The following is a 26,454-nucleotide window of genomic DNA, read 5'->3' on the forward strand; positions in this document are numbered from 1 at the left end:
TCTTCTCAAATTAACTTATAGTCAAAATACATTTATCTTATGGTTAATTTGACTACAAGTGTAATGCAATTTTTCTATATTAACAAAAAATTAGACTTATTTTTTTGTAATTATAATAATATTATCTAAATTTTTACATATAAATCATTATAGATTATTTAAAACAATTAAAAATAATTATAATATCATCATTTATACAATCAAATTATCAAAGATTGGAACACTTTATTCTATTATTTTGTATTATTTTAAAAAATTTAGAATATTATTGCACTCATTTAAAAATATGTATCCCTTTAAGTATATTGTATAGTTTTTATTTATTTAATTTGTCAAAATTTTAATAACATGGCCGACAATCTGAATAATGACACTATCGAAAAAAATGATTCTTCGGTGATGAATGCCATTACGATTGACTGTGTTATATTTGGTTTCGACCAGGGAAGTCTTGAAGTACTTTTGATTCAGCATGGAGAAGGAATCAGTAAAGGAAAATGGGGACTTCCGGGAGGGTGGATTAATAAAAAAGAAAGTACTGATGATGCCGCCCACAGATTATTGAATGAACTTACAGCATTAGACCAGATTTATCTGGAACAGCTAAAAGCATTTGGAAATCCGGATCGTTTTCCGCTAAGACGTGTCATTACAATTGGATATTACGCCCTGATTAAAAGGGAAGACTATAATATTAAGGCAGGCTTTACAGCATCTGATGCAAAATGGTATAAGATTAATGAAATTCCGGATTTGATTTATGACCACAACGAGATTCTGACATACAGCCTGAAACATTTAAGAAACAGGGTTCGTCAGGCGCCCATTGGTTTTGAGCTTCTGCCCGAAAAATTCACATTGTTGCAATTAATGCATTTGTACGAAGAAATATTAGGAATCGAAATGGACAAATCTAATTTCAGACGAAAAATTCTTCACATGAAATTGCTTGGTGCGCTAGATGAAAAACAGCAGGATGTTTCTCACAGAGCGGCGAAGCTATACAAATTTGACTCAGAAATTTATACAAAACTTACTGAAAAAGGATTTAATTTTGAATTTTAAACCAGCCCTTATAAAAGCAAAAAATGGCATTTTTACACTCTAAAAAAACTTCAAGGACTTATGTTGGAGGACCCTCTGAAATTCAAAATCCGGTAATCGACGGAATCACCATCGACTGTGTTATATTTGGATTCAATAAAGGCAACCTCGAAGTACTTTTGGCACATCATGCTGAAGGTGAAAGTATTGGAAAGTGGGGACTTCTTGGAGGCTGGCTCAAAAAAGAGGAGAGCTCTGATAATGCAGCACAACGAATTTTATACGAATTAACAAGTCTTGACAACATCTACCTCGAACAGTTAAAAGCATTTACAGATCCAAACCGTGTGCCAGGGAAGAGAGTGGTAACCATTGGTTATTATACATTAGTGAATCGCGAAGATTATAATATAAAAGCCGGACTTACCCTGATGGAAGCGGCCTGGTACAAAATTAACGAGCTACCTGATCTGATTTTTGACCATAAGGAAATCATGCAATTCAGCTTAATGCAACTTCGTAACAGAGTACGTCAGGCCCCAATCGGGTTCAATCTTTTGCCCGAAAAATTCACTTTACTGGAACTCATGCATCTTTATGAAGAAATATTGGGAATTGAACTGGATAAATCTAATTTTCGCCGAAAAATCCTGCACATGAAACTGCTGGTTGCCTTAGATGAAAAACAACAGGATGTTTCACACCGGGCAGCAAAACTCTATAAATTTGACCCGGAAATCTATAAAAAACTGACTGAAAAAGGATTCAATTTTGAGTTTTAAAACCCTAATTTAATTTTCAAAATCAAGTATCAGAAAACTACATTCCAGAATCCAAAACTTTGCGTTATCTTTGCGCTTTAATAACATGTGCTAAAGCAATTGCTGCAGTGCAATTTATACCCGAAAAAGACTAAAACTCAATTAGAGAATTGATATATTAAAATGAAGAAGATACGTAACTTTTGCATTATTGCACACATTGACCACGGTAAAAGTACACTGGCAGACCGATTACTGGGCGCTACCCAAACCGTTACAGCCCGTGAAGAAAAAGCACAATTGCTTGACAACATGGATCTGGAGCGTGAGCGTGGAATCACCATTAAAAGTCACGCCATCCAGATGGAGTACACTTACAAAGGAGAAGAATATATTTTAAATCTAATTGACACTCCCGGTCACGTTGATTTTTCATACGAAGTTTCAAGATCTATCGCTGCCTGCGAAGGTGCGCTTTTGATTGTTGATGCTGCACAAAGCATTCAGGCTCAAACGATTTCAAATTTATATCTTGCATTAGAAAATGACCTGGAAATTATTCCGGTTTTAAATAAAGTCGATTTACCAAGTGCAAATCCTGAAGAAGTTAGTGATGATATTATCGATTTATTAGGTTGTAAATTAGAAGATATTATTCATGCTTCCGGAAAAACAGGTTTTGGTGTTGAAAATATTTTAGCTGCGATTATCGAAAAAATCCCTGCTCCAAAAGGAAATGTTGATGAGCCATTGCAAGCTTTGATTTTTGACTCGCATTATAATCCTTTTAGAGGAATTGAGGTTATTTTTAGAGTTGTAAATGGTGAAATCAAGAAAGGCCAGAAAATTAAATTCATGGCTACAGGCAATGAGTATTTTGCAGATGAAGTAGGTACTTTGAAACTGAATCAGGTCCCAAAAAATGTGATTTCAACCGGAGATGTTGGGTATTTGATTTCGGGAATTAAAGAAGCAAAAGAGGTAAAAGTGGGTGACACCATTACGGATGCCAAAACGCCAACCCAAAATATGATTACCGGTTTTGAGGATGTGAAACCAATGGTTTTCGCCGGAATTTACCCTGTTGACACCGAAGACTTTGAAGACTTACGCGCTTCGATGGAAAAATTACAACTGAATGATGCTTCTTTAGTATTTGCTGCTGAAAGTTCGGCTGCATTAGGATTTGGTTTCCGTTGTGGATTCTTAGGAATGCTGCACATGGAAATTATCCAGGAGCGTTTGGAGCGTGAGTTCAATATGACGGTAATCACGACTGTACCTAACGTTTCGTATCTGGCTTACACCAAAAAAGAACCGGATACTCCAATTATCGTAAACAACCCGAGTGACTTGCCTGAGGCTACAAAATTAGACCGGGTAGAAGAACCATACATCAAAGCAACGATTATTACCAAAGCTGATTTTGTGGGGAACGTAATGAGTTTATGTATCGAAAAACGTGGACAAATTACCAACCAGACGTATTTAACAACTGAGCGTGTTGAATTGAATTTTGATATGCCATTGGCGGAAATCGTATTTGATTTCTATGATAGATTAAAAACAGTTTCAAAAGGATACGCTTCGTTTGATTATTCTCCAATTGGAATGAGAGAATCCAAACTGGTTAAAATGGATATTTTATTAAATGCGAATCAATTAGACGCACTTTCTGCCTTAATTCACGCTGATAACGCCTACACTATTGGTAAGAAAATGTGTGAAAAATTGCGTGAATTAATTCCGCGTCAGCAATTTGAGATTCCGATTCAGGCTTCAATCGGGGCTAAAATTATCGCTCGTGAAACCATTAAAGCACTTCGTAAAGACGTTACCGCCAAATGTTACGGTGGAGATATTTCGCGTAAGCGTAAACTTTTGGAAAAACAGAAAAAAGGTAAAAAACGTATGAGACAGGTAGGAAATGTTGAGATACCGCAAGAGGCGTTTATGGCTGTACTGAAATTGAATGATTAGATTTAGTAATAAACACTAAAAAAGAGACTGTCAAAAATCTAGTTCAATCTCTGGCAATTTTACAGATAAAATGTTTTTTGATTTATATCAGAATATTATTGTTATTAAACTGGCTGTCCAATATTTTTTTTCGGACAGCCTAAATAATTTTATGAATACATAAAATCAGATTAATTCTTTATTAAACTCAATCTTATGAGTTTGGAACTAGTTTCTAAACAAATGGCGAATTTGACATCCCTGCTTTAGAAGACCATATGTTTTGTCCTAAATAATTATTAAGTCTAAATCACCTGTAAATTCTAAGTAAATATAAGCCCCTATTTTTCCCGAAGTTCCAGTACTCCATAAAATGGTTCCTGATTTACTTTTAACAACAAAATTACCATCTGTTTGCATAACTGCATACGCTCCAGGGTTACCATAAGTTTTAGTATGCCATATTACTTTTCCAGTAACTTCAGAAATTTCAAGATCTCCATCACTTTTCATTCTCATAACATATTTATAATTATCTGTCCTAAAATATTCCCCAGATTTAACACTTTGTCCAGAAACTAGTTTGAATTTGAAACGATCTGAAGCGGAAGGTTGTGGGTACAATATTGTAGCAGATATTTTATCTTCATTAGACAAAACTGTATTCCAAGGGAATGAATATCCATTTAAAGTTAGGTAACTAGGAAAGGAGTAGAGCATTATTGATTGAGCATCAAAAGTAGTATAGTCAACAGTAGATGGTGAAAATTTATTTAAAATATTATTATCAACTTTTCTTTGTCCCAACCTGCCAACGCATAATAATTATATACTTCCGCTACATTCCATTGTATTGGGGAAGTAGGATTTTGATGTTCATGAACAAATCCTAAAGCATGACCAAATTCATGAATTACAACTCTACTAAATTCTTCGTCTGATGTATTATTATCAAACCATCCAAAATTCATTGATGGTGAGTTTTGAGCAATTTTATAGCAACGATTTCCAATATTGGACCAAGAAGCAACATCACCATTCCACTTAAAAGCAATTTTAATTGCAGCACTCTGTCCACTCGTCACCCATTCATATTTAAATTTGCATGTTGCAACCATGTATTAGCAAATTGCTTCACTTTGTTTTGAAGATAAGCATCTCCATTCAAAAACTTGATTCTTATTGTCTGTCCTGACATCCAGTAAGAACTTTTATAGGAAACTCTTCCAGTAAGATTATCATCAACAAAAGGATCCATCGTAGTACAAGATCTAAATGGAACTTTTGTTTCCAAACTATGTGGTAAATGCTCTTTCTCATCTGAACAAGAAAAGAAAAACACTGAACAAAATAAAATAACGTATTTTTCATAATAACAATTAATTTTAAAATTAAACTAAATTACTTTATGATTCAAATGTAATCTTTTTTTTATATTTTTGTTGTAAAATATTTATTAATCAACTAATTACATAAAATTATGAAAACAAGAATTATTGCTACAGTTGTTGCTTTATTTGTGATTACATTTTTACAAGCACAGCAACAAGAGGCAGAAGCAGAAATAAAATCTGCCAAAGGAGTATCTTTTCAACCAGGAAGTATGTTTATTGAAGGAGGAATATCATTTAGCACGAATGATGATAACAATTCATATTCTATAAATCCAAAATTTGGATATTTCTTGACAAATAAATTTGCTGTGGGAGGTGATTTAGATTTTGGAGGAAGTGAAGTAAAAGCTACAGATGCAAAAACTAACTTCTTTGGAATTGGTGCTTTTGCGAGATATTACTTTTTTGAAGCCGATTCAAAAAGATTCAAAGCTTATGGTGATGTTGGTTTAGGGTATAGCCATTCAAGAGAAGAAGGTAATGTTGTAGGTGGAGGCTCATATGATGAAACCACTAACGGTATAAAAGCAAATATTTCTTTAGGGTTAAATTACTTTTTTTCTCAAAGTTTTGCAGCAACTTTTGTTTTAGCAGATATTTTAACTTACAACAATGCAAAACCTGAAAATGGATCCGCATCAGATAGTTTTGAATTAAACATCAATTTATTCAACAACATTTTTGCGCAACCTAAATTTGGTCTTTTATATAAATTTTAGATCCCTAAAAATTCAAACTAAAGCTGTTCTGATCCGGAACAGCTTTTTTTATGCAATTTTGTTAATATCACCGTATCTTTAGCCTTTAGAAAAAATTAATCCAAAATGCTCGACGAAACCCCAAAACGATTTGACCGCATTGTCGCTATTCTCATTCAGTTGCAATCCAAAAAAATTGTAAAGGCACAGGAACTGGCGGATCTTTTTGATTGCAGCCTGAGAACCATTTATCGGGACATCAGAACTTTGGAAGCGTCGGGAGTTCCTATTTATAGCGAAGCGGGAGTTGGATATGCCTTGATGGAAGGCTACAGACTGCCTCCCGTTATGTTTACACGCGAAGAAGTAAGCAGTTTTATAGCCGCCGAAAAACTGATGCAAAAGTTTACTGATCCGTCTTTGGGAACGCATTATGCATCGGCGATGTATAAACTCAAATCGGTTTTGAGAAGCGGCGATAAAGATTATCTTTCGAATATTGAATCGCGTGTGGTAATGCAAACTGCCGAACCTTTATTTAATGATAATTCTCCCAATACTTTAGCGGTCCTTTTTGAAGGAATTGCCGAGAAAAAGCAAATTCTGCTCACGTACAAAACGTATGAAAGAGACGAAACTACACAGCGAAATTTAGAACCTGTTGGTGTATTTCACGACAATAACAACTGGTATTTTCTGGGATATTGTCATTTGCGAAAAGATTACCGTCAATTTAGAACAGACCGCATTCAGGGCATCAAAAAAACAGATCTTGATTTCACCATTGAACACGATTCTTTGGAAACTTATCTGACTAAAACAGAAACCTGTCCAACCACAAAAGTCAGAATCTTAGTGGATAAAAAAATAGTCCGGTATTTATCTACAGAACGTAAATATCATGGTTTCATTTCAGAAAAAGAGGTTGACGGACAAATCGAAATGACTTTTATGTGCCGGGATATCGAGAGTGGTTTTCCAAGATGGTTTTTGATGTTTGGAGATTATGCCACAATTGTAGAACCTGAAATACTAAAAACAAAGGTTTTAAACCTCATCGAAAGAAATAAAAAGAGACTTTCATAAAAAAACTCCCAAAGAGAATTTTAAATTCTGTCTTTGGGAGTTTTTTTTAAAATTTTCAGGAATTTATCTTTCCCAGAAAAATGGCGGCTCAATATTTAAAGCCCTTAAATACACATAGGCTTGTCCGCGGTGGTGCACTTCATTGTCTATAAAGTATAAGATATTCTGAATAACCGGAAATTCGTACTGCCCAAAAAGATTAAAGGTTTCACTAAAATCTTCTACCGATAATTGCTCCCAATATTTATTGATTTCTACTGTAGCTTCGTCCCATTTTTCAAGATATTGCGCTTTGAAAATCAATTTTTCTCCACCTTCTGAAAAAGCTTCAGTTTGCTTCGTTACAATTTCTCTTAGTCCCGGAACAGCAATAGCCAAAAGTTCATCGACTAGTTTTGCAAAAGGGCGCATTCCGCCAATTGAAAATTCGAAGAAATCTTTTTCCGGAAAAAGTTCAATTAAACGTCGGGTTAATGCTCTGTGTCCCTGCCAGTGTTTCAATAAATCTTCTGAAGTAATTACTTGTGCTTCTAATGTTTTCATGATTTTAAAGTTTTAATTTGTTTAATACTTCAAAATTATCGGGGGCCGGTGACAACAGTTTGTCAGCAGGAAAAATTATTTTTATTATTTATTCTTCAGCCATTCAAACAAGCGATTAGCATCTTCAAATTTAAACAATTGTGTTCCTTCGTTCATAGTTGCAGCAGATCCGCAGGCAACTCCCCAACGAATCACTTCTTTCAGGGTTTTATTTTGTGATAATGCCCAAACCATTCCGCCAACCATACTGTCACCTGCTCCAACTGTACTTTTCTTGGCTACATTTGGTGCAGGAACAAATTCGCATTGATCTTTAGTTACCAATACAGCTCCTTGCGGACCAAGTGAAACCACAACAATTTCAGCGCCGCCATCAGAAATGATTTTTCTGGCTGCTTCATTTACTTCATCTGTTTCTAAGCGTTCAGCCCCGACCAGTTTTGCCAATTCGCCTACGTTTGGTTTGATAAGATAAGCACCGGTTTCTAGAACTTTCTTAAGTGCTTCGCCGGAAGTATCCACAATCAATTTTGAGTTTGATGCTTTGGCGATTTCAGCCACTTTCTGATAAAAATCTGAAGATAAGCCTTCATTCAGACTGCCACTTGCTACCAGATATTTTGGTTTTAACTTGGAAACGGTCTCTAAAACGGTATTGCTTTCAGCATCAGATAAAGCTCCTCCGGTAAATCCAAAACGATATTGCGAATTGGTATTATCGTCAACTGCTATAAAATTTTCTCTTGTGTGGGTTTCTGTTTGAATTGCTTCAAAATCTATTTTTTCTTTGGTGGTTAATTCTTTGAGCATTTCGCCAATTGGGCCGCCTGATGTGAAGATGGCTAATGAACTTCCGCGCAGACGGGAAATCGCTTTAGAAACGTTTATTCCGCCACCGCCGGCATCAAACTGTGGCTCTTTACATCTTATTTTCTGCTCAGCAACCAAACCAGAAAAATGCGTGCTTTTATCTACTGAAGGGTTTACTGTAAGGGTAACTATATCAAATGATTTCATTTTTATTTTATTTAGAATAATGTCGTGAATTAAAACTACTATGCAATTTAACAAAATTAAAACTGCAAATCGTTTTTTGGGCAACAATAATTCTAAATCATAAAATACTGATAATCAATATTATCTAAAGATATATTTTCGTAACTTTAAGTAGAACCACTAATAAAATTTGGATTATGAGATCAGCTCTGCTTCTGCTTTTATTACTATTTTCGACACTATCCTCATCCCAAGGAATCACCGTCGATACTACAACTTTGGCTATACCTGAACTCGTTCGACAAGAGTTAATGCAGAATGCCTGTGCTAATGAAAGTAATTTCAGATTTTCTTCACGACTGGGTATTGGAAAATTCACCAATACCAATCCTAATTTTCCAATTACACACGGAATTATAATTCGCAATGGTATCGCCAAACATACTGAAGGTGCTTATACAGGTACCAATGAAAGCACCCGGTTAAATAACAATAATGACAGCGATTTGCAGAACATAAGTAATGAAAATGGTCAAATTGTGCCCATTACTGATGTCAGTTATCTTCAGTTTGATTTTACACCTTTGTCGAGTAATTTCAGTTTTGATTTTCTTTTTGCTTCTAATGAATATGGGGAGTTTCAGTGTGGCTTTAGTGATGTTTTTGCCTTTATCCTGACCGATTTAACAACAGGAGTTTCTACAAATCTTGCCGTTGTTCCGGGAACACCCACACCTGTTTCTGTTAAGAATATTCGGGACCAGCAGTATAATTCTGCCTGTTTGTCTGCCAATGCTAATTTATTCGACCGGTATAATGTAAACAATCCGGCAGGGTCTGCCATCAATATGAGAGGTGAAACCAAAGTCCTGAAAGCTTCATCAACTGTGATTCCGAACAGAACTTACAGCATAAAACTCGCCATTGGGGATTATAATGACAGCAACTATGATTCGGCAGTATTTATAAAAGGAGGCAGTTTTATGACCACAATGGATTTGGGTCCGGACAGGTTAATTTGCGAAGGCGAAAAAATCATACTTCAATCGGATATAGCTGGTAATTACAGCTATGAATGGACACTAAACGGAGCTGTTATTCCCGGAGAAACCGGCAGCTCTCTGACAGTAGAGCAATCCGGAACTTATGGTGTTACGGCAACCCTTTCAGGCTGTGTCATCAAAGATCAGGTAATCATTAAAGATCTGGTCATTAAAACTCCCAAAAACCTGATCGCCTGCTACAATACAAATGGCACATATCAATATGATCTGACCCAGAATAATTTAACCTCTTTGGGAATTGACCCTTCTAAATATACCATTTATTATTTCGATTCTTTAGCATCAGCCAATGCAAACGGTCCGGCGATACCTCAGAATCAATTAAATTCTTTTACAAGTTCAGGCAACCAGACTATTTATATAAAAGCTGTTCCTTTAAATAACAACAGCTTTTTCTGTACTAACATAATCTCTTTTGATTTGCTGGTAACACCTCCTGTCAATATTGTACAACCGCCCGATATTCGGGTTTGCAACACCATTACCGGAAGAGTTATTGTTGATCTAACCGTTCAGGAATCCGCCATACTGAACGGTCAAAACCCCTCAGATTACAAAATAAGCTATTACACAAGTCAAACTTCAGCAAATAGTGCTACAAATAACATAGCAGATCCAAAAGCTTTCAATACCTCAACAGCCCAAACACCTCAAACCATCTGGGTGCGCGTTGAAAATATTGCGAGTGCAGTGTGTTATGCCACAGTTAATTTTGAGATAATTATTTACTCGCTTCCTCCAGTAGATGATATTCCGAATGTAATCGCCTGTAACAGTTACACCTTGCCCCCAATTGCAAATGGCGAATACAATACCGGACCAAATGGAACAGGCACAAAACTGAATGCCGGAGATGTTATTACCAAAGGAGGTGTTTATTATATTTTTAACAGATCAGCAGCCAACGGTTGTACCAATGAAAATTCTTTTAATGTAATCCTGATCTACGAACTTAGTTTTAAAAAAGAAGTCTGCGGTGAATACACTGTACCACGCGTAGCTGCTGGCGGCTTTTTTTCGGCAGCGGGAGGTCAGGGAAACCCTATTCCGGCAGGAACAATTTTTACTACAAGTCAGACTATTTATTATTACGCCAGAATCAACGGAGCCGTTTGTCGTGACGAAGCCGTGCCTTTTACAGTCTTCCCATTGCCGTTGGTAGATAAGCCTGCTAATGTGTTGACTTGCGATTCTTATACATTGCCACCTTTGACAAATGGAAATTATTATACGGCAACAGGCGGCTTAGGAACCCGGTTAAATGCAGGAAGCAACATAACGGCCAGCCGGACACTGTATGTTTTTGCAAATGACGGAAGATGTACCAACGAACATTCCTTTAAAATAGATATTGTAAAGTCTTCAGCTTTTGTTCCGGTTACAAGATGCGGAAACTACGTTTTGCCGCCGGTTGCTGTGGGCGGATATTATACCGCCCCCGCAGGACAGGGACAAAATATTCCCGCCGGAACCAATATCACCACTTCACAGACGGTGTATTATTATGCTGCAACCACAACTTCTCCTAACTGTACCGATAACTTAAAATATGAAATTACCATCAAAACACTTCCATTGGTAGATACGCCGGGCAATAGAGTGGAATGTGAGCGTTATGTTCTGCCTGCTCTGGTAAATGGAAAGTATTATACAAAAACAAATGGCGGAGGAACAGCATTAAAAGCCGGAGATGTCATTACCTCAACCCAGACCATTTTTGTATATGCCACCAACACAGATTGTACCAACGAACATAGTTTTGTGGTCGAAATCAGGAAACGTCCTTTGGTCGATAGTTTTACAGATGTAGTCACTTGTTCAGCATTTAAGCTTCCTGTATTGAAAAACGGAAAATATTATACCGCAACAGGAGGGCCGCATGGCCAGGGAGTCCAAATTTCCGAAGGAACACTCATCAACACAAACCAGACTATTTACATCTATAACGAATTGGCCGATTTTACAAGCTGCAGTAACGAAACTTTTTTTAGAGTCACTTACAACGGAATAGATGTTGGTACTTTTACTGATGTAAATGTTTGCGACAGCTACACTCTTCCTCCATTGCAATTAGGCAATTATTATGCACAACCCGGAGGAACAGGCGTCATTATTCCGGCAGGGACTGTTTTAACTACATCCCAAAGAATATATGTTTACGCCATTTCAGGAAACCGACTGACCTGTACAAGCGAAAAAAACTTTTTAGTCAACATCTCAGCAACTCCGGTATTAGTAAATGCTCCGGATGTTACCGTTTGTGGAAGTTATACTTTGCCTCCTTTATCGGTTGGGAATTATTACAGCGGACCCGATGCAACCGGAACACTTTATACATCCGGACAGCAAATAACCGCCAGCCAGCAAATGTATATTTACGCAGCTGCAGCCGGAAACCCTGATTGCAATGCTCAGGATGATTTTAATATTACGGTGTATCCTCTCAAAAATCTGCTGTTGCGAAACGAAATAATCTGCGTTGATTTTCAAACAGGGACTACGCTACGCTCGGCGCAACTGAGATCAGGACTTGATCCGGCTATCTATACGGTCGACTGGTATTTAGCCGGAAACAAAGTTGGTACGGGTCCTGATTATACTGCATCAAAAGAGGGCACTTACACCCTTCAGATTACTAAAAATACGCCTGATGTTGGAAATGATTGCGGCTACAATCCGGCTACGGTTATTGTCGAAAAATCAGGTCCGGCAGTTGCTTCCGTCAATATGAACTACTCATTTCAGGAAAATACAGACGTCACCGTAACATTGCACAACGGTTTCGGGAGCTATGAATACCAGCTGGATGACGGCAGTTTTCAAACCAGCAACATATTTCGTGATGTCGATTCAGGAGAGCACGTTATCACGGTACGGGATATCAAAGGAAACTGCGACGACCAGATTCTCATTATCAACGTCCTCAAATATCCCAAGTTTTTTACTCCCAACAACGACGGTTACAATGACACCTGGAACATTCCGGATCTCGCTTACCAGCCCGACGCGTACATCAATATCTTCGACCGGTACGGAAAAACATTAAAGCAGATAAAACCTTCCGGTCCCGGCTGGGACGGCAATTACAATGGCGATCCGCTTCCCTCTACCGATTACTGGTTTCAGGTTTTCTATACCCTAAACGGAACATTCCAGGTTTTCAGGGCTCATTTTAGTATGAAACGATAATCATTTGGGCGTGCCACCATCCCGGCAAGAGGGCAACATACTTTGTGGTTATTCGCCCTTTTACCGGCATGCTGTCAGGCTGTACGCGTTACTTAGGTAACCTGCTCCCATCCTTCACGCGGGCGCAAGAACATTTTTGTAAGTTTGAGATTATTATTTTTCTATATTTGGAAAAATATACGAAACGAACATTCGTATATACACCTAAATTTGGGTAGATATGCGAATGTTTGTTTCGCGTATAAATAAGTTAGGCACAATTTATATGGACATTCTTCTCAATTTCATAAGCGCAATCATCGGTGGACTCATAGTTTGGGCTGTTCAACAACTTTATCAAAATAACAGAGAAAACAAAAAATCGAAACATGTACAAATAAGACATAAAGAAAAAATCCTTGATTTTGAGATTTTAGAAAAACTAAAACCCGGAATGCACATAGATTTGATGAAAGAATATTTTGGAAATCCTTACAAGTTATTTAAAGATGATGATGAAGTATTTAATGAAAAATTAATTACGACGAATTCATACCTGTATTCTTTCAGAAATGCAGATATAAAAATTACTTCAAAAGATAACTTAACAATTGACACTGTTACGGTTTTTCCAAGAGATAAAACGTTTAATATAACCAAATTTGTCGAAGGCTTAAATTTAAATTCAAGTAAAATTAATCTAGCAAGAGTTAATGAAGAATTGCTTTCAATTTCCGAACACACATTTATTGCTGCTAGGCTCGACTATTGTTTTGCACTAAAATATCGAATCGCAAATCCATTATATCTAACCATAACATTATTTGGAGTTATGGAAGGTGATTTTCATGAATATTTTGAGACGGAAGATCCAAACCTATTTTTAAATGGATTAATTACAGGAATATGTATTTCAGAATATACTGATTTAGAGAATGAGAATATTTTCTACATTTATGAGTATGAACTTCGGTAAACTGCGCCTAACAGCAAGCAAGCGCAATCGCTGAACTAGCTTCTAACCGGAGCAATACAAATCACGAAAAAACATTATCTTCACCGATAAAACTCAGCTCGCTTCGCCGCGACTGACGCCTGCTTGCAAACCGTTACCAGCTATATTCTCCCAGATCACGAAAATAAAACAAGAAAAATTATAGAATGGAAAATGATTTTACGAAAATAATGTCCAATAGAAGTGACGAAGAACTAATCAAAATTGTAACTGTTGATATTGGAAAATATCAAGAATTAGCAATTGAAACTGCAAAAAAAGAAATTAAACTCAGAAATATCGACTCAACTCGTTTTAAAGAAGTTGCAGAAAAAGTGGAGGCAGAAAAGCAGAAACTTGAAAAATTAGAAAATAATACTGTCCACTCAAAAATTAGATTTCTAAATTTCCTGATTGACTTTACTATAATTTTTGTGATTTATTTCATGATTATTCCCAATATTGAAACTTTATTATCACTAACGAACCAAACAGAAAGAGCAATATACAGAATAACAACATTAATAATTTTTATTGCTACTTATTATATAGTTTTTGAACACAAATACCAGAAAACAGTCGGGAAAATTATAACTAAAACTAAAGTTGTAAACTTAGAAGGAGAAAAAGCGGAGCTTGGTGATATAATAAGCCGAACATTTTGTCGATTAATTCCTTTTGATAGATTTTCATTCTTTTTCACAAGAAATGGATTTCATGATGCAATATCAAAAACGAAAGTAATAAAAGACAACTAAATAAAAATACAGCTGGTAATCGAGTAGACGGCTTCCGATCTGGTGCTCGTTTGCAACGAGTACCTATACAAATCAAAAGATAAATCGTAGCGTTTGTCCGCGGTTATTAATTCAAAACTTCCTTAATTCATTAGGCAATTTATTTAAATAGTGGCGTTACAAACGCTATATTTAGTTCTTATAAGTAAACAGGTACTCGTTGCAAACGAGCACCAGATTGACTTCATAAGATGCTAGTGAGCAAAATACTGAAATACTAGTATTAATCCGGAAACCATCTATCAATCAAAGTTTTTATTTCCAATTTCGCCTTTTCAAGAATTGAATCTAATTGGTCTCTGTTTTGATCCACTCCAAAAGCCGAAATCTGTTCTGAAGAGATACCCATAAAATCAAAATTTTGTTTTATTGTAGAGGAAGCAAATTCCCTTATAGTACCGGAATTATTATAGTCAAATCCACTGACTACTATTGATAAAGCCTTTTTATCTTTACAAAGACCGCTAAAACCTGTTTCAGGGCTAAAAGAAAATGTCTTATCACTAACCACAATAGCATCTATCCAGGCCTTTACTGTTGCCGGCATTGAAAAATTGTAAATTGGAAAAGCCAATACAATATTATCAGCCGCAATCACTTCCTCTATAAGTTTGTGATGATTAGACAGCGTTAAGAGTTCTGTTTCCGAAAAGTCTCTTTTACCCATATTCCATTCCATTATTAAATTCAAATTTTTCTCTAATAACAAATCTGGCGGAGTTTCAGCTAAATCTAAATGTTTTATTTCTGTTTTTCCTTTTGCCAGTTCCACAAATTCATTAAATAAAATTTTTGTGTAAGAGCCTTTTCTAGGGGTGTAATTTATTACTAATGTTTTTTTCATTTGTCCATTTTTTTTACAAATATAGAATCAGCACATTAATAATTTTAATTATTTTTGTTTGCTTATTTATAATATATGTTATGATTAATTTAGAATGGCTGAGAACTTTTAGCGCTATATATGACTGTAAAAATATAACCGAAGCTTCAAAAAAATTAAATATGACGCAACCCGGAGTCAGTAAACATTTATCTGCCCTGGAAAGCCATATTGGAAAAAAACTATTTGAAAGAACTACCCGGAAATTAGAACCTACCGAATATGGAAAATTTTTATATTCACAAATTAATAATCCATTAAGTGAATTAGAAAAAGTAGAATATTATTCCGGTCAAAGAGCAAAAAAACAACGATCTGCCATAACAATTGGCTGTACAACAGACTTTTTCAGAAAAGAATTAATACATCATATTTATACTTTTGACATGTATATAGTGATCCATTTCGGAAATGAAAAAGAATTGATTGAAGCTCTTGAAATGGAAAAAATTCAATTATTGGCTGGAATAAAAAAACACGATACTTACGACCATCAATTCACATACCTAAAGAATGAAGGGTTAGAATTAATTTGCTCTAATTCTATTGTTCTTCCGGAGAATATTGAAAAAAATGATACCCAATTCATCACATGGCTGCAAAAGCAAACCTGGTTTACCTATGACAATAACCAAAATGATATAAAAAAGTTCTGGGATTCCAGATTTAATACCAGTCCTAAAATAGTTCCAAGATATATATTACCCTCCTATCTGGACATCATAGAAGCTTTAAAAAATAATAGCGGATTTAGTATAGTTCCTAAACATTTATGTGAGGAAGCGTTAGACAAAAATTTAATAAAAACACCCATTAAGTCTTCTAAAATAACAGAGCAAAAACTATTTTATTCATTCAAGCTGAAGAATAATAACCTGAAAGAAATTAACCTTTTTATAGAGAAGATGAAAAACACTAATTTACCGCCTAATTAAATTAACCCGGTGGGTGAAATTAAAATAAGTTTCAGGCTGAGTCCATTCGGCTTCGCTCAGGATAAACTTAGTCGAAGCCCTTTTGAGCTCTTAAGCCTTCGACTCCGCTCAGGATGACATCAATTTTTTAGGTTATAAATGATGTTTTACTTATTATTTTATACTTATTAATTCATTTTAAATCAATTTCACCCAACGGGTTGAATTAGTTTTTAAGAACACAACTGATTTAGTATAAATATTAGCAACCCCATCTGCACTCATTTTAGTATAAAACGATAAACATTTGGGCGTGCCACCCTCCCGATAAGTGGGCCAACTCTCTCTACGTTTATTCGCCCACTTACCGGGCTGCTGTCAGGCTGTCCGCGTTACTTCGGTAACCTGCTCCCATCCTTCACGCGGGCATAAGGACATTTTTGTAAGTTTGAGATTATTATTTTTTTATATTTGGAAAATAATACGAAACATCAGCTTCTCATATACACATGAATTTGGGTAGAATGTTTGTTTCGCATATAAATAAGTTACCATATATTGCCAAAAACTGGCGGAGTCAAGAACCGAACCAAAAACAAAATGAGTAATATGGATGAAAAACTCATCGATGCCATTCTTAATGACATTTACAATAATTCTGAGTATATATTAGAAGAATCGGACATAGTGCGTAATGACGCTACACAAATTCAGTATCGGGAAATTGTAAGCTTTCTTTGCGAAAATGCCTTTATAAGACAGCCTTTTAAAAATCACGGTAAGTTAACTATATTGGAAAAAGGTAATGAAGTCATACGTTCAGGTGGTTGGAAAAAATATTTAGATATAGAACAACAAGCAAAAGAAAGAAACACACAAAAGGCAATATACGACGCGCGAATTTCAAAATTTCAAGCAACGTATGGAAAATACTCATTACCAATTTCAGCGATTGCTCTTTTGGTTGCAATTGGATCATTGATTGTAGGAATATTAATGTATCAATCAAGAATAAAAGAGCTTGAGATGAAACAAGAAGTGTTAGAAAGAAAAATCTATAAAATTGATTCAGTGAAAACTATTTCTAAACAAAAGTAATTCAAAGCAACAAGCTGATAAATACCACTAATCTCCATTTTCTCAACATGTTATATTGTACATTTCATTTCCACAAGCAACAAAACTGAGTTTTTTTCAACTTTAGAAGTTAGAAAAAATTATAAGTTTTGTTAACTTCCGTTCGGCAGAGAATACAATCTCCGAAAGGCGGCAACGCGCGGTTAGCGACCTAATGTTTAGTAGCCATTTTACAACAAACGAATGAAAAAGATAATTACGTTTTTAACTGTATTAATTTTTAACTTTTGTTTCTGTCAAAGTGAACAAGAAATCAAAAGTTCTTTGAAAAAAATATCTAAAGAATATTTAAGCGAAATGTATATTAACAAAAAGTATGATTCTGCCTCTAAATTTTGGGATAATGGGATGTTAGTAGAAATGCAAAACTATTACATTAAAAGCGGTCAAGGCAATTTTTCGGATGTCACTTTAAACGAAAAAATAAAAACTGATGTCGAAAATTATTTTAATAAACTGAATAAGTTTAAAGTGGATAAAATATTAGACACTCAAATAGAAAATGTAAATGATAAAGTTATCGGATATGTTTTTTTTGAATATACAGAAACTCTAATAAACAATTCAGAAAAAATAAAAACAATGTTGACTTTGATTTCCTCAGACAATGAAAAGACTTGGCAAATTCAGGATTGGAAAATTAAAGACATTGTGGACAAAGTTAACCGAAAATTATACTAAAAAAACGGCTACCCTTCTGGTGCTCGTTTGCAACGAGTACCTACATAAATTAAAAGATAAATTGTAGCGTTTGTAACGCGGTTATTAACTCAAAAGTTCATTAAAAATTTATAATAAAGCATCGTTTAAGCACAGGCGTCAAAAACGCTTTATTTATTTTTTATAAGTAAACATGTATTCGTTTATACAGTACCTGTTTATGATTATTAATGACAATATAGCCCTACGAAGTCTTATTTATGAAACACTGCGCATTCTATCATAAAAAACAATAATCATGAAAATTTTTAAAACCATTTTAATTTTACTACTGACCGTTTTTTTAATTATTGCCGGATACATCTATTCTTTGACATTCAGGCCTGAAGGTCGTATGGATTGGGGTCAGGCCTTATTTTTAAAAGTAGCAGGCGACAATGATACACAAATAGCGCAACTCAAAAAAATGACGGTTGAACAACGTGGCCATTTCACAGATGCAGTACCATTCAATACCAAAGGCCTGAATATTGACACACTTAAAATCACAAATGATAGCCTGACAGCCTTTATCTTCAAACCTAAAAACTTACCTAAAAACAGCCCTGTGATTATCTACTTTCATGGAGGTGCATTTGTTTTACCCTGGACAAATGTGTCAGTTACTTATGCTACACTTTTGGCTAATTCGTTTAAGGCCATTGTAGTTGGTGTTGATTATAGAGTAGCCCCTGAACACCCCTTTCCCATACCTAATAACGATTGTTATGCTGCATTGCTTTGGACAATACAAAATATTAAAAAATGGGAAGGAAACCCAGCTCTACGAAGTGTTTTCAACAAGTGCTGCGCAAATGTCTCTGACTTTTCGCATTTTTTTATGCTGTTATAAATTCTAAATCACCCTTCTGGTGCTCGTTTGCAACGAGTACTTACACAAATTAAAAGATAAATCGTAGCGTTTGTAACGCGGTTATTAACTCAAAAGTTCCTTAAAGATTTATAATAAAATTGTTTAAATAGCCGCGTTGGAAACGCTTTAATCAATTTTTATAAGTAAATAGGTACTCGTTGCAAACGAGCACCAGATTAAAGTTCAGCAAGCTTTGTCTGTAACATAGAGCGGGATCAATCTAAACAATAAAACCAGATGTTCCTCCTTCAAATCAATAATAGAATTTCTTGTATAGCAAATCAGCCATCAACTTCGTACCTTTGCAGCTTACAACTTTTGGAACTTTAAAAAATGATCGAAGATAAAAACCCACAACGTACCAGTATAGCGCAGTTAGGCGAGTTTGGTTTAATTGAACATTTAACCCGACATTTTGATGTAAAACAAGAGTCGACTTTAAAGAGCATTGGCGATGATGCTGCAGTTCTTGATTTCAAGGATAAAAAAGTAGTGGTTTCGACCGATTTACTGATTGAAGGCGTACATTTTGATCTGGCTTATATGCCTTTGAAACACTTAGGATACAAATCTGTAGTGGTTAATGTTTCTGACATTTGCGCTATGAATGCCAAACCAACACAAATAACGGTTTCTATAGCCGTTTCTAACCGTTTCCCACTAGAAGCTTTGGAAGAATTATTTGAAGGAATCACACGCGCTGCAAACGAGTATAAAGTAGATGTTATTGGCGGAGACACCACCTCATCCCAAAAAGGTTTAATTATCAGCATCACCGCAATTGGTGAAGCTGATGCTGATGAAATTGTGTATAGAAACGGAGCAAAACAAACTGATTTATTGGTGGTAACCGGAGATATTGGTGCAGCTTATATGGGATTACAGGTTTTGGAACGCGAAAAACAGGTTTTTCAGGTGAATCCAAACAATCAGCCGGATTTGGATCCTTACACTTATTTGGTCGAAAGACAATTAAAACCTGAAGCCCGCAAAGATGTTCGTACACTTTTGCATGCCCTTGAAATAAAACCAACTTCGATGATTGATATTTCAGACGGATTATCTTCAGAAATTATTCATTTGTGCAAACAGTCAAAAGTGGGCTGTAATTTATATGAAGACAAACTGCCACTGGATCCTCAGTTTATTTCGACCTGTGAAGAGTTTAATATTGACAGCACAACGGTTGCCATTAACGGTGGCGAAGATTATGAACTGTTATTTACAATCGACATTAATGATTTTGACAAAATAAAAGGAAATCCAAACTTTACTATCATTGGCCACATGACAGATGAAAGCGAAGGCATCCATTTAGTTACCCGCGCCAATACTAAAATAGCCTTAAAAGCCAGAGGCTGGGACGCCCTGAGTGAATAAATTTTAAAAATTCAAATAAAAAATTCCAAATTCCAATATTGCATCGTTGGAATTTGGAATTTTTAGTTTTGGATATTTATTTTAAAAAAGCCCCTTGCTTTTGGCTTCTTTTACCAAATCATCATCTGAATCGTTTTTTATTTTAAGTAGTTCTTTAAGCCCTTTTTTTCGTCTTTTAATTGCATTTATGGAAATAGGAATGTAATGCGGCATTTCTTCTTCAGAAGTTCCTTTAGACAAATGAAATAAAATCTGCTTATCGAATTCATCAATTTCAATCGAGTTATGAGGAGACTGATTCAGCATTTTCTGAACCGACTGACTGTAATATTTATCGCTTTTCATTACTTTATCAAAAGCAAAAAGCAATTCGTCAAACGTCAGGTCATTTTTAATAATCAGGCCGTTGGGCTGTATGGTACGAATAATAGTTTTAATTTTCAGCAATTCGGTATACATGGTGAGCAGGATAATTTTGCAGTTTGGCATATACTCCAAAATTAGTTTTGCTATATCTTCTCCTGAAAAAATTTCTTTTTCATCATAAGCAGGCATACTGATATCTAAAAAAGCAATATCAAAAGGAACAGTTTCAGGGTTTGTAATAATTTCATAAGCCGATTTGCAATCTTTAGCCTGCGAAATCAAAAATTCATGGCTTTCAGGATGATAACGTGTTATAGCGTTTTTATAACCTTCAATGATAAACGGATGGTCGTCTACAATTAATATATTGCTTGTTTGTTTAAGCGATGGTGGTAAATCAGCTTTCATTATGAATTTTATTTATTTTTTGATCTATTGGTATCTTTACTAAAATCACAGTTCCTTCGCCTCTTGCCGAATTTATTTCGACATTTCCGTTACATTCGGCCGTTCTGTACTCGATGTTCTGCAGCCCTATTCCTTTTTTTGTTTTATGAGTATTAAATCCTATTCCGTCGTCTGATATTGACAAAACCAAATAATTGATCTCACTTTTCAGTTCAACAGTAATTGTTTTTGCTTTGGCATATTTATTACCATTCTGCAATGCTTCCTGAATTATCCTGTACAAATTAATTTTTACGACATTGCTTACCAGATCCCAATTGATATTAGTATCAATATTATAAACCAATTGAGTCTCAAATGTATTGGTTTGGTTTTGAAATAACTTTTCCAGAATCGCCACAAAATTATTTATCAGTCCGGATTTTTCTTTGTTTAAATCATGTGAAATCTCCCTGATATCCTGCTCAATCTCTTTTAATTCAAGCAGATATTTTTTTCTTTTATCAGCTGCTGTATCTTCGTCTAATTTGTCAAGACTGTCTAAACTGATCCTGACACCGAACATTCGCCCTAACACGCCATCGTGCAGTTCCTGTGCTACTTTTTTCTTTTCCCTTATTCGCATGGTTTCGATTGCATTTTGCTGCGAAATCATCAAATTATAAATATCCTCATTTGCAATTTGCTGCTGCTGCTTAAAAAGCAATTCCCTGTTTCTTGCCTGCTGTGTCTTGTAAATATAAAAAAACAACCCTATGAGCGAAAGAATACTAAAAACATACACCAAAGTCCTGTTCTGTATTTCTAAACTCGAATTTTCGCTTTTTATTTCATTGGTTTCATATTCTATACGGGTAAATTTATCCCCCATTTTGCGTTCGGCCTTTTGCAGACTGTCATTTATGCGAATATAATCTTCTGAAAATTTGGAAGCTTTTTTGGGATGAATTAAAGATAACTGCTTCAAAGCAACCAGGACATTACGAAAATTTTTGGTACGTTTTGAAACTATAAGTGCCTGATTTGAATAGTGCAAAGCTTTAGCCGTATCCTTTATTGAGGCAAAATACTCGGACAAATGCATTTTACTTGCCGTTATACCTGCTGTTAGCTGTAAACTATCCCTTATTTTCAATGCCTTATAAAACAAATCAGGAAGTTCCTCATTTTGGTTTAATTTAAACCTTGAATACGCTAAATTATCCAGCAAAATTGCATATAAATCAGGCTTTTGACTGTAAAGGTTTTTCTCTTCCAACCCTTTTTTAAAATAGAAATTGGCTTTCTTGTAATCATCAAGATTTTGATAGACAAACCCGATATTATTCAAAGAAGTCGCCTTCGACTGAAATTCAACAGGAATAATTTTGTCATCAATACTCACAATCGCTTTATTGTGAAACTCAATTGCCTTTTCATAATCTCCTAATTCATTATAAATTACTCCAAGTAAATTATAGGCATCATATAAAATATCAATATTGTTCTTGCCTTTAATATCCCGAAGAGCATTAAAAACAGCCTTTTCACTACCATAAAAATCACCTTCGTTAAATTGCAATAAAGCCTTGCTCAGTCTGGTTTTGGCAAGGTTATAAAAATCATTAGCCTCCAGATAGAGTTTTTCTGCTTTATAATAACAGGCAAATGCACTATCTGATGAAGCCTGGGAAGAATAATAGTCACCCAGATAAATATATGCCTTAGACATTGAAAGCGAATCCTTTGCTTTTTGCGATTTTTCTAAGATAATTTTAACTGTCTTATTATATCCGTTCCAGTCACGCATATTAAAGTAACGATTGGCTACTTTGAAAAGATTGACCCTTTTGAGAGAATCATCGTGCTGGCTCATAATAACTTCAAAAGCCTTACGAGTGTATTTTTGTTTTATCTCTACAGGCAATTTGTATTCATTGGCAAGGGATAAATACAAATCAAGGCTGTCTTTGGATTTTCCAGACACATGAATACCCTCATTTTGCCTGTTACAACCAATAAAAAAAATAAGTAATATCAGATAGTATTTTTTCAACTTCGCCTATAATGTTTAATCAAAAATACAAAACTATCTATTAGACTTAAATAAAAAAGCCGTCTAAATTAGACGGCCCTTAATATATTTAAATGAATTACAGGTAATTAATCCACTTTTCTAACTTGTCCTACTGATTGATTTCCATCAATGCTTACTTTTTGATTTGATAAATCAGAACCTATCATATCCACTTTTCTAACTTGTCCAACTGACTGATTTCCATCAATACCAACTGTTGTATTGTTTATTAAAGTATCATTAGTAGTTGTTGCAGAAGTATTAAAAGAAGTTAATACCATTACGAAAGAGAATAATCCAGATGTTAAAGCTAATTTTTTCATGATTGTTGAGTTTATATTGTTATACTTTTTTACTTTTTTTGATTCCGTTTCGTTCGGAATTCTTTGGTAAAACTAAACAGTAAAGCGCAACAATGACCTAAAAAAAAGGCGTTTATGGTCAATGCTATCCGTTCATGAGTGAATGTATAGCAAATCAGGGCAGATGGTTTATTTTAAGTTTCTATATAATTTTCATTGGCAAATTCGCTAATTATAAAATCTACATTTGCTTTGTACGACTTGGAAAACGGCAGTTTAATAGTCGTTTTTTTAATATAGCATAACGAATTCCCGGTATGGATTCTCGAAATATAATTTCTGTTTACTATATAACTGTTATGTATCCTGATAAAAGGATTTGATAATACGGTTTCAAAGTGTTTTAAGGTTTTGAAAGCCGTAATCATTTCTCCATTTTTCAGATGAATATCGGTCGAATTATTATCGGCCTGAAAATAACAGATTTCATTTGAATCAATATAACGGTGGTCACCATATGATTTGACACATAAAATAAAGGATTTTCGGTTTTTATTGATTTGAATCCCTTCTTCCCGATTTTGTTTTTCTTTTGGCTTCAGTTTCTGCACCAGAAGCACTTCATCCTCATTGTACAATTTATTCAATTTATGAATCAGCTTTACCAGATCAATTGACTCAAGTGGTTTAAGAAAATAATCATTTACCTCATACTGAATACAATCAAACGCCAAATCCTTGCTTTTTGTTGTGACAATAATTTTCGGCAGCTCTTTTAAATACATCAATAAACCATTAATTAAGGTCAGGGAAAGCCCGCTCGCTTTATCCTTGGGATCAATTTCTAAAAAAACCAGATCAGGTGTATGTTTCAAAATCAGGTTCATCCCATCGGTAGAGTTGTTCGCAGAAGCTATAAAATTGAGCTCTGAAAACTCATTAGCCATTGTCATGATTCTATCAACACTTTCCGGATCATCATCTAAAATAATGTAGGTGTAATTCATTTCTCGATTCGTTTTTGTATTAATCTATGTTTTTTGGAGCATTTTCTTAAAAGAAAGCATTAAATTTATAAAAAATACTGAAAAACCTTATTGATATAACATAAAAAAATCCCAAATCTCTGATTTTTCAGAAATTTGGGATTAATATTTTGAGAAACTAAATTTACATTTTCATCAGCCAGTTTTTCATGGAGACTTCATTCTCGATAATATTTCTTAATTCAGAAATTTTTACACGATCCTGTTTCATCGTGTCTCTGTGACGTATAGTTACCGTTTCGTCATCAATAGTTTGATGGTCCACAGTAATACAAAATGGTGTACCTAAAGCATCTGCTCTTCTGTAACGACGGCCTACGGCATCTTTTTCATCATAAGCAACATTAAAGTCCCATTTCAAATCATCGATGATTTTTTTGGCAACCTCAGGTAAACCATCTTTCTTTACCAATGGCAAAACGGCCGCTTTTGTTGGAGCTAAAACAGCAGGTAATTTCAGTACCGTTCTAGTCGATCCGTCCTCTAAAACTTCTTCCTGCAACGATGTTGCAAAAACTGCTAAGAACATACGATCCAGACCTACAGAGGTCTCTACAACATAAGGAACATAGTTTTCATTCAGTTCCGGATCAAAATATTGCAGTTTTCTTCCTGAATATTGTTCGTGCGCTTTTAAATCGAAATCAGTACGGGAGTGAATACCTTCTAATTCCTTAAATCCGAATGGGAAATTAAATTCAATATCCGCAGCTGCATTTGCATAATGTGCTAATTTTTCATGATCGTGAAAACGGTAATTGTCTTTTCCTAATCCTAAAGACAAATGCCATTTCAAACGTGTTTCTTTCCAGTGTTCGTACCATTGCATTTCTTCTCCAGGGCGTACAAAAAACTGCATTTCCATTTGTTCGAATTCACGCATACGGAAAATAAATTGTCTGGCAACAATTTCGTTTCTGAATGCCTTACCGGTTTGGGCAATTCCAAAAGGAACTTTCATACGGCCTGATTTCTGAACATTCAGGAAGTTTACAAAAATTCCCTGCGCTGTTTCCGGACGCAAATATAAGTCCATCGCAGAGTCTGCCGAAGCTCCTAATTTTGTTCCGAACATCAAATTAAATTGCTTAACATCTGTCCAGTTTTTAGAACCGGTTTCAGGATCAGCAATCTCTAATTCTTCGATTAAGGCTTTTACATCCTGAAGATCTTCACTCATTCCTTTTGCAAGTCTTTCCAGAATTTCTTTTTTCTTTGAAAGATATTCTGCAACACGCACATTTGTGGTAATGAATTCCTGCTCATTGAAAGCATCTCCAAAACGGGCTCTCGCTTTTTCAATTTCTTTTTGAGCCTTTTGATTTAACTTTTCAGCATAATCTTCAACTAAAGTATCAGCTCTGTATCTTTTTTTGGAATCTTTATTGTCAATTAACGGATCATTGAAAGCATCCACGTGTCCTGAAGCTTTCCAGGTAGTAGGGTGCATCAATATTGCAGCATCAAGTCCTACAATATTTTCATTCATCTGAACCATTGATTTCCACCAATATTCACGGATATTCTTTTTTAACTCGACACCATTTTGTGCATAATCATATACTGCACTCAGACCGTCGTAAACTTCGCTTGACGGAAAAATAAATCCGTACTCTTTTGCGTGCGAAACCACATTCTTAAATATATCTTCTTGTTTTGCCATAGTGGTGCAAAAATATAAAAAGTGAATTTAAAAAAAAGAAAAATAGTTGAAGATTGCCCGTTGATTATTAAATTTTTACAAATAAATCACTGTTTTTCTGTTTCCGAATAGTAATTCATATTTTTTATATTAAAGTTGCTATCTGTTTTTTATCTTAACAATTCAACACAAGGATATCAATTAAAATACTTTGGGTCAGATTAGAGTTTTTTTAAAGATAAA

General features: G+C 35.0%; 23 protein-coding genes. 13 read left to right on the forward strand and 10 right to left on the reverse strand.

Going from position 1 to position 26,454, the window contains the following annotated elements; translation table 11 throughout:
• The first annotated feature begins 348 nt into the window (after positions 1-348).
• The 3 genes from GXM17_RS06485 to lepA all read left to right on the forward strand — a co-directional run bounded on the left by GXM17_RS06485 (position 349) and on the right by lepA (position 3,785).
• A complete protein-coding gene (locus tag GXM17_RS06485; RefSeq protein WP_163398484.1) occupies positions 349-1,065 on the forward strand; it encodes an NUDIX hydrolase in 717 nt (238 codons plus the stop codon).
• Between the two features lie 23 nt (positions 1,066-1,088).
• Positions 1,089-1,826, forward strand: coding sequence for an NUDIX hydrolase (locus tag GXM17_RS06490; protein WP_163398485.1), 738 nt, complete (start codon positions 1,089-1,091; stop codon positions 1,824-1,826).
• 162 nt (positions 1,827-1,988) lie between these two features.
• On the forward strand, positions 1,989-3,785 hold the full coding sequence (lepA, locus tag GXM17_RS06495) for a translation elongation factor 4 (RefSeq protein WP_163398486.1): 1,797 nt from the start codon (positions 1,989-1,991) through the stop codon (positions 3,783-3,785).
• A 267-nt stretch (positions 3,786-4,052) separates the two neighbouring features.
• Here lepA and GXM17_RS06500 read toward each other — a convergent pair whose 3' ends face one another.
• Positions 4,053-4,571 (reverse strand): hypothetical protein, encoded by a 519-nt coding sequence (locus GXM17_RS06500; RefSeq protein WP_163398487.1) that lies wholly within the window; start codon positions 4,569-4,571, stop codon positions 4,053-4,055.
• Positions 4,538-4,849: a zinc metalloprotease gene (locus GXM17_RS06505; protein ID WP_163398488.1), complete on the reverse strand. Its 312-nt coding sequence runs from the start codon at positions 4,847-4,849 to the stop codon at positions 4,538-4,540. The genes GXM17_RS06500 and GXM17_RS06505 overlap by 34 nt, the downstream gene beginning before the upstream one ends.
• A gap of 395 nt (positions 4,850-5,244) precedes the next feature.
• On the opposite strand from GXM17_RS06505, the gene GXM17_RS06510 reads away from it, so the two are divergent.
• Together GXM17_RS06510 and GXM17_RS06515 are read left to right on the forward strand one after the other, a co-directional pair.
• Entirely contained in the window at positions 5,245-5,877 is a 633-nt protein-coding gene (locus GXM17_RS06510) for an outer membrane beta-barrel protein (RefSeq protein WP_163398489.1), read from the forward strand.
• 105 nt (positions 5,878-5,982) lie between these two features.
• Positions 5,983-6,942, forward strand: a complete 960-nt coding sequence (locus GXM17_RS06515) for a helix-turn-helix transcriptional regulator (RefSeq protein WP_163398490.1) — start codon at positions 5,983-5,985, stop codon at positions 6,940-6,942.
• A gap of 63 nt (positions 6,943-7,005) precedes the next feature.
• Here the strand turns inward: GXM17_RS06515 and GXM17_RS06520 are convergent, their stop codons facing one another.
• Positions 7,006-7,485, reverse strand: a complete 480-nt coding sequence (locus tag GXM17_RS06520; RefSeq protein WP_163398491.1) for a DinB family protein — start codon at positions 7,483-7,485, stop codon at positions 7,006-7,008.
• 84 nt (positions 7,486-7,569) lie between these two features.
• Complete coding sequence (locus tag GXM17_RS06525) at positions 7,570-8,502, reverse strand: 1-phosphofructokinase family hexose kinase (RefSeq protein ID WP_163398492.1); 933 nt, start codon at positions 8,500-8,502, stop codon at positions 7,570-7,572.
• Positions 8,503-8,678: 176 nt separating this feature from the next.
• Between GXM17_RS06525 and GXM17_RS06530 the strand changes: the two genes are divergently transcribed.
• The 3 genes from GXM17_RS06530 to GXM17_RS06540 all read left to right on the forward strand — a co-directional run bounded on the left by GXM17_RS06530 (position 8,679) and on the right by GXM17_RS06540 (position 14,465).
• Positions 8,679-12,734 carry a T9SS type B sorting domain-containing protein gene (locus tag GXM17_RS06530; RefSeq protein WP_163398493.1) on the forward strand — a complete coding sequence of 1,352 codons (4,056 nt, stop codon included), beginning with the start codon at positions 8,679-8,681 and terminating at the stop codon, positions 12,732-12,734.
• Positions 12,735-12,999: 265 nt separating this feature from the next.
• Complete coding sequence (locus GXM17_RS06535) at positions 13,000-13,689, forward strand: hypothetical protein (RefSeq protein ID WP_163398494.1); 690 nt, start codon at positions 13,000-13,002, stop codon at positions 13,687-13,689.
• Positions 13,690-13,874: 185 nt separating this feature from the next.
• The gene (locus GXM17_RS06540; protein WP_163398495.1) at positions 13,875-14,465 is read left to right on the forward strand and encodes an RDD family protein; all 591 of its coding nucleotides are present in this window, start codon (positions 13,875-13,877) and stop codon (positions 14,463-14,465) included.
• Positions 14,466-14,727: 262 nt separating this feature from the next.
• On the opposite strand, the gene GXM17_RS06545 is transcribed toward GXM17_RS06540, so the two are convergent.
• Positions 14,728-15,348: an FMN-dependent NADH-azoreductase gene (locus tag GXM17_RS06545; protein WP_163398496.1), complete on the reverse strand. Its 621-nt coding sequence runs from the start codon at positions 15,346-15,348 to the stop codon at positions 14,728-14,730.
• An 80-nt stretch (positions 15,349-15,428) separates the two neighbouring features.
• Here GXM17_RS06545 and GXM17_RS06550 point away from each other — a divergent pair, with 80 nt between their 5' ends.
• The 5 genes from GXM17_RS06550 to thiL all read left to right on the forward strand — a co-directional run bounded on the left by GXM17_RS06550 (position 15,429) and on the right by thiL (position 20,391).
• The gene (locus GXM17_RS06550; RefSeq protein WP_163398497.1) at positions 15,429-16,322 is read left to right on the forward strand and encodes a LysR family transcriptional regulator; all 894 of its coding nucleotides are present in this window, start codon (positions 15,429-15,431) and stop codon (positions 16,320-16,322) included.
• A gap of 588 nt (positions 16,323-16,910) precedes the next feature.
• Positions 16,911-17,399: a hypothetical protein gene (locus GXM17_RS06555; RefSeq protein ID WP_163398498.1), complete on the forward strand. Its 489-nt coding sequence runs from the start codon at positions 16,911-16,913 to the stop codon at positions 17,397-17,399.
• A gap of 222 nt (positions 17,400-17,621) precedes the next feature.
• Positions 17,622-18,119: a hypothetical protein gene (locus tag GXM17_RS06560; RefSeq protein WP_163398499.1), complete on the forward strand. Its 498-nt coding sequence runs from the start codon at positions 17,622-17,624 to the stop codon at positions 18,117-18,119.
• 277 nt (positions 18,120-18,396) lie between these two features.
• Positions 18,397-18,990, forward strand: a complete 594-nt coding sequence (locus tag GXM17_RS06565; protein WP_208796423.1) for an alpha/beta hydrolase — start codon at positions 18,397-18,399, stop codon at positions 18,988-18,990.
• Between the two features lie 354 nt (positions 18,991-19,344).
• Positions 19,345-20,391, forward strand: a complete 1,047-nt coding sequence (gene thiL, locus GXM17_RS06570; protein ID WP_163398500.1) for a thiamine-phosphate kinase — start codon at positions 19,345-19,347, stop codon at positions 20,389-20,391.
• Between the two features lie 81 nt (positions 20,392-20,472).
• Here the strand turns inward: thiL and GXM17_RS06575 are convergent, their stop codons facing one another.
• From GXM17_RS06575 to GXM17_RS06595, 5 genes are all read right to left on the reverse strand, one after another.
• Positions 20,473-21,165 carry a response regulator gene (locus GXM17_RS06575; protein ID WP_163398501.1) on the reverse strand — a complete coding sequence of 231 codons (693 nt, stop codon included), beginning with the start codon at positions 21,163-21,165 and terminating at the stop codon, positions 20,473-20,475.
• Positions 21,155-23,200, reverse strand: coding sequence for a tetratricopeptide repeat-containing sensor histidine kinase (locus tag GXM17_RS06580; RefSeq protein ID WP_163398502.1), 2,046 nt, complete (start codon positions 23,198-23,200; stop codon positions 21,155-21,157). The genes GXM17_RS06575 and GXM17_RS06580 overlap by 11 nt, the downstream gene beginning before the upstream one ends.
• Before the next feature lie 107 nt (positions 23,201-23,307).
• Entirely contained in the window at positions 23,308-23,544 is a 237-nt protein-coding gene (locus GXM17_RS06585; protein ID WP_163398503.1) for a hypothetical protein, read from the reverse strand.
• 173 nt (positions 23,545-23,717) lie between these two features.
• Positions 23,718-24,530, reverse strand: coding sequence for a LytR/AlgR family response regulator transcription factor (locus tag GXM17_RS06590; protein ID WP_163398504.1), 813 nt, complete (start codon positions 24,528-24,530; stop codon positions 23,718-23,720).
• A 163-nt stretch (positions 24,531-24,693) separates the two neighbouring features.
• Positions 24,694-26,232 carry a glycine--tRNA ligase gene (locus GXM17_RS06595; RefSeq protein ID WP_163398505.1) on the reverse strand — a complete coding sequence of 513 codons (1,539 nt, stop codon included), beginning with the start codon at positions 26,230-26,232 and terminating at the stop codon, positions 24,694-24,696.
• Positions 26,233-26,454 lie beyond the last annotated feature (222 nt).

This window comes from Flavobacterium fluviatile, from assembly GCF_010645065.1.
GTDB lineage: Bacteria > Bacteroidota > Bacteroidia > Flavobacteriales > Flavobacteriaceae > Flavobacterium > Flavobacterium fluviatile.

What these genes read in the sequence shown, in the direction of transcription:
- GXM17_RS06485 (WP_163398484.1), top strand. Translation starts at nt 349, where the DNA reads ATGGCCGACAATCTGAATAATGACACTATCGAAAAAAATGATTCTTCG.
- GXM17_RS06490 (WP_163398485.1), top strand. Translation starts at nt 1,089, where the DNA reads ATGGCATTTTTACACTCTAAAAAAACTTCAAGGACTTATGTTGGAGGA.
- lepA (WP_163398486.1), top strand. Translation starts at nt 1,989, where the DNA reads ATGAAGAAGATACGTAACTTTTGCATTATTGCACACATTGACCACGGT.
- GXM17_RS06510 (WP_163398489.1), top strand. Translation starts at nt 5,245, where the DNA reads ATGAAAACAAGAATTATTGCTACAGTTGTTGCTTTATTTGTGATTACA.
- GXM17_RS06515 (WP_163398490.1), top strand. Translation starts at nt 5,983, where the DNA reads ATGCTCGACGAAACCCCAAAACGATTTGACCGCATTGTCGCTATTCTC.
- GXM17_RS06520 (WP_163398491.1), bottom strand. Translation starts at nt 7,485, where the DNA reads ATGAAAACATTAGAAGCACAAGTAATTACTTCAGAAGATTTATTGAAA.
- GXM17_RS06525 (WP_163398492.1), bottom strand. Translation starts at nt 8,502, where the DNA reads ATGAAATCATTTGATATAGTTACCCTTACAGTAAACCCTTCAGTAGAT.
- GXM17_RS06530 (WP_163398493.1), top strand. Translation starts at nt 8,679, where the DNA reads ATGAGATCAGCTCTGCTTCTGCTTTTATTACTATTTTCGACACTATCC.
- GXM17_RS06535 (WP_163398494.1), top strand. Translation starts at nt 13,000, where the DNA reads ATGGACATTCTTCTCAATTTCATAAGCGCAATCATCGGTGGACTCATA.
- GXM17_RS06540 (WP_163398495.1), top strand. Translation starts at nt 13,875, where the DNA reads ATGGAAAATGATTTTACGAAAATAATGTCCAATAGAAGTGACGAAGAA.
- GXM17_RS06545 (WP_163398496.1), bottom strand. Translation starts at nt 15,348, where the DNA reads ATGAAAAAAACATTAGTAATAAATTACACCCCTAGAAAAGGCTCTTAC.
- GXM17_RS06550 (WP_163398497.1), top strand. Translation starts at nt 15,429, where the DNA reads ATGATTAATTTAGAATGGCTGAGAACTTTTAGCGCTATATATGACTGT.
- GXM17_RS06555 (WP_163398498.1), top strand. Translation starts at nt 16,911, where the DNA reads ATGGATGAAAAACTCATCGATGCCATTCTTAATGACATTTACAATAAT.
- GXM17_RS06560 (WP_163398499.1), top strand. Translation starts at nt 17,622, where the DNA reads ATGAAAAAGATAATTACGTTTTTAACTGTATTAATTTTTAACTTTTGT.
- GXM17_RS06565 (WP_208796423.1), top strand. Translation starts at nt 18,397, where the DNA reads ATGAAAATTTTTAAAACCATTTTAATTTTACTACTGACCGTTTTTTTA.
- thiL (WP_163398500.1), top strand. Translation starts at nt 19,345, where the DNA reads ATGATCGAAGATAAAAACCCACAACGTACCAGTATAGCGCAGTTAGGC.
- GXM17_RS06575 (WP_163398501.1), bottom strand. Translation starts at nt 21,165, where the DNA reads ATGAAAGCTGATTTACCACCATCGCTTAAACAAACAAGCAATATATTA.
- GXM17_RS06585 (WP_163398503.1), bottom strand. Translation starts at nt 23,544, where the DNA reads ATGAAAAAATTAGCTTTAACATCTGGATTATTCTCTTTCGTAATGGTA.
- GXM17_RS06590 (WP_163398504.1), bottom strand. Translation starts at nt 24,530, where the DNA reads ATGAATTACACCTACATTATTTTAGATGATGATCCGGAAAGTGTTGAT.
- GXM17_RS06595 (WP_163398505.1), bottom strand. Translation starts at nt 26,232, where the DNA reads ATGGCAAAACAAGAAGATATATTTAAGAATGTGGTTTCGCACGCAAAA.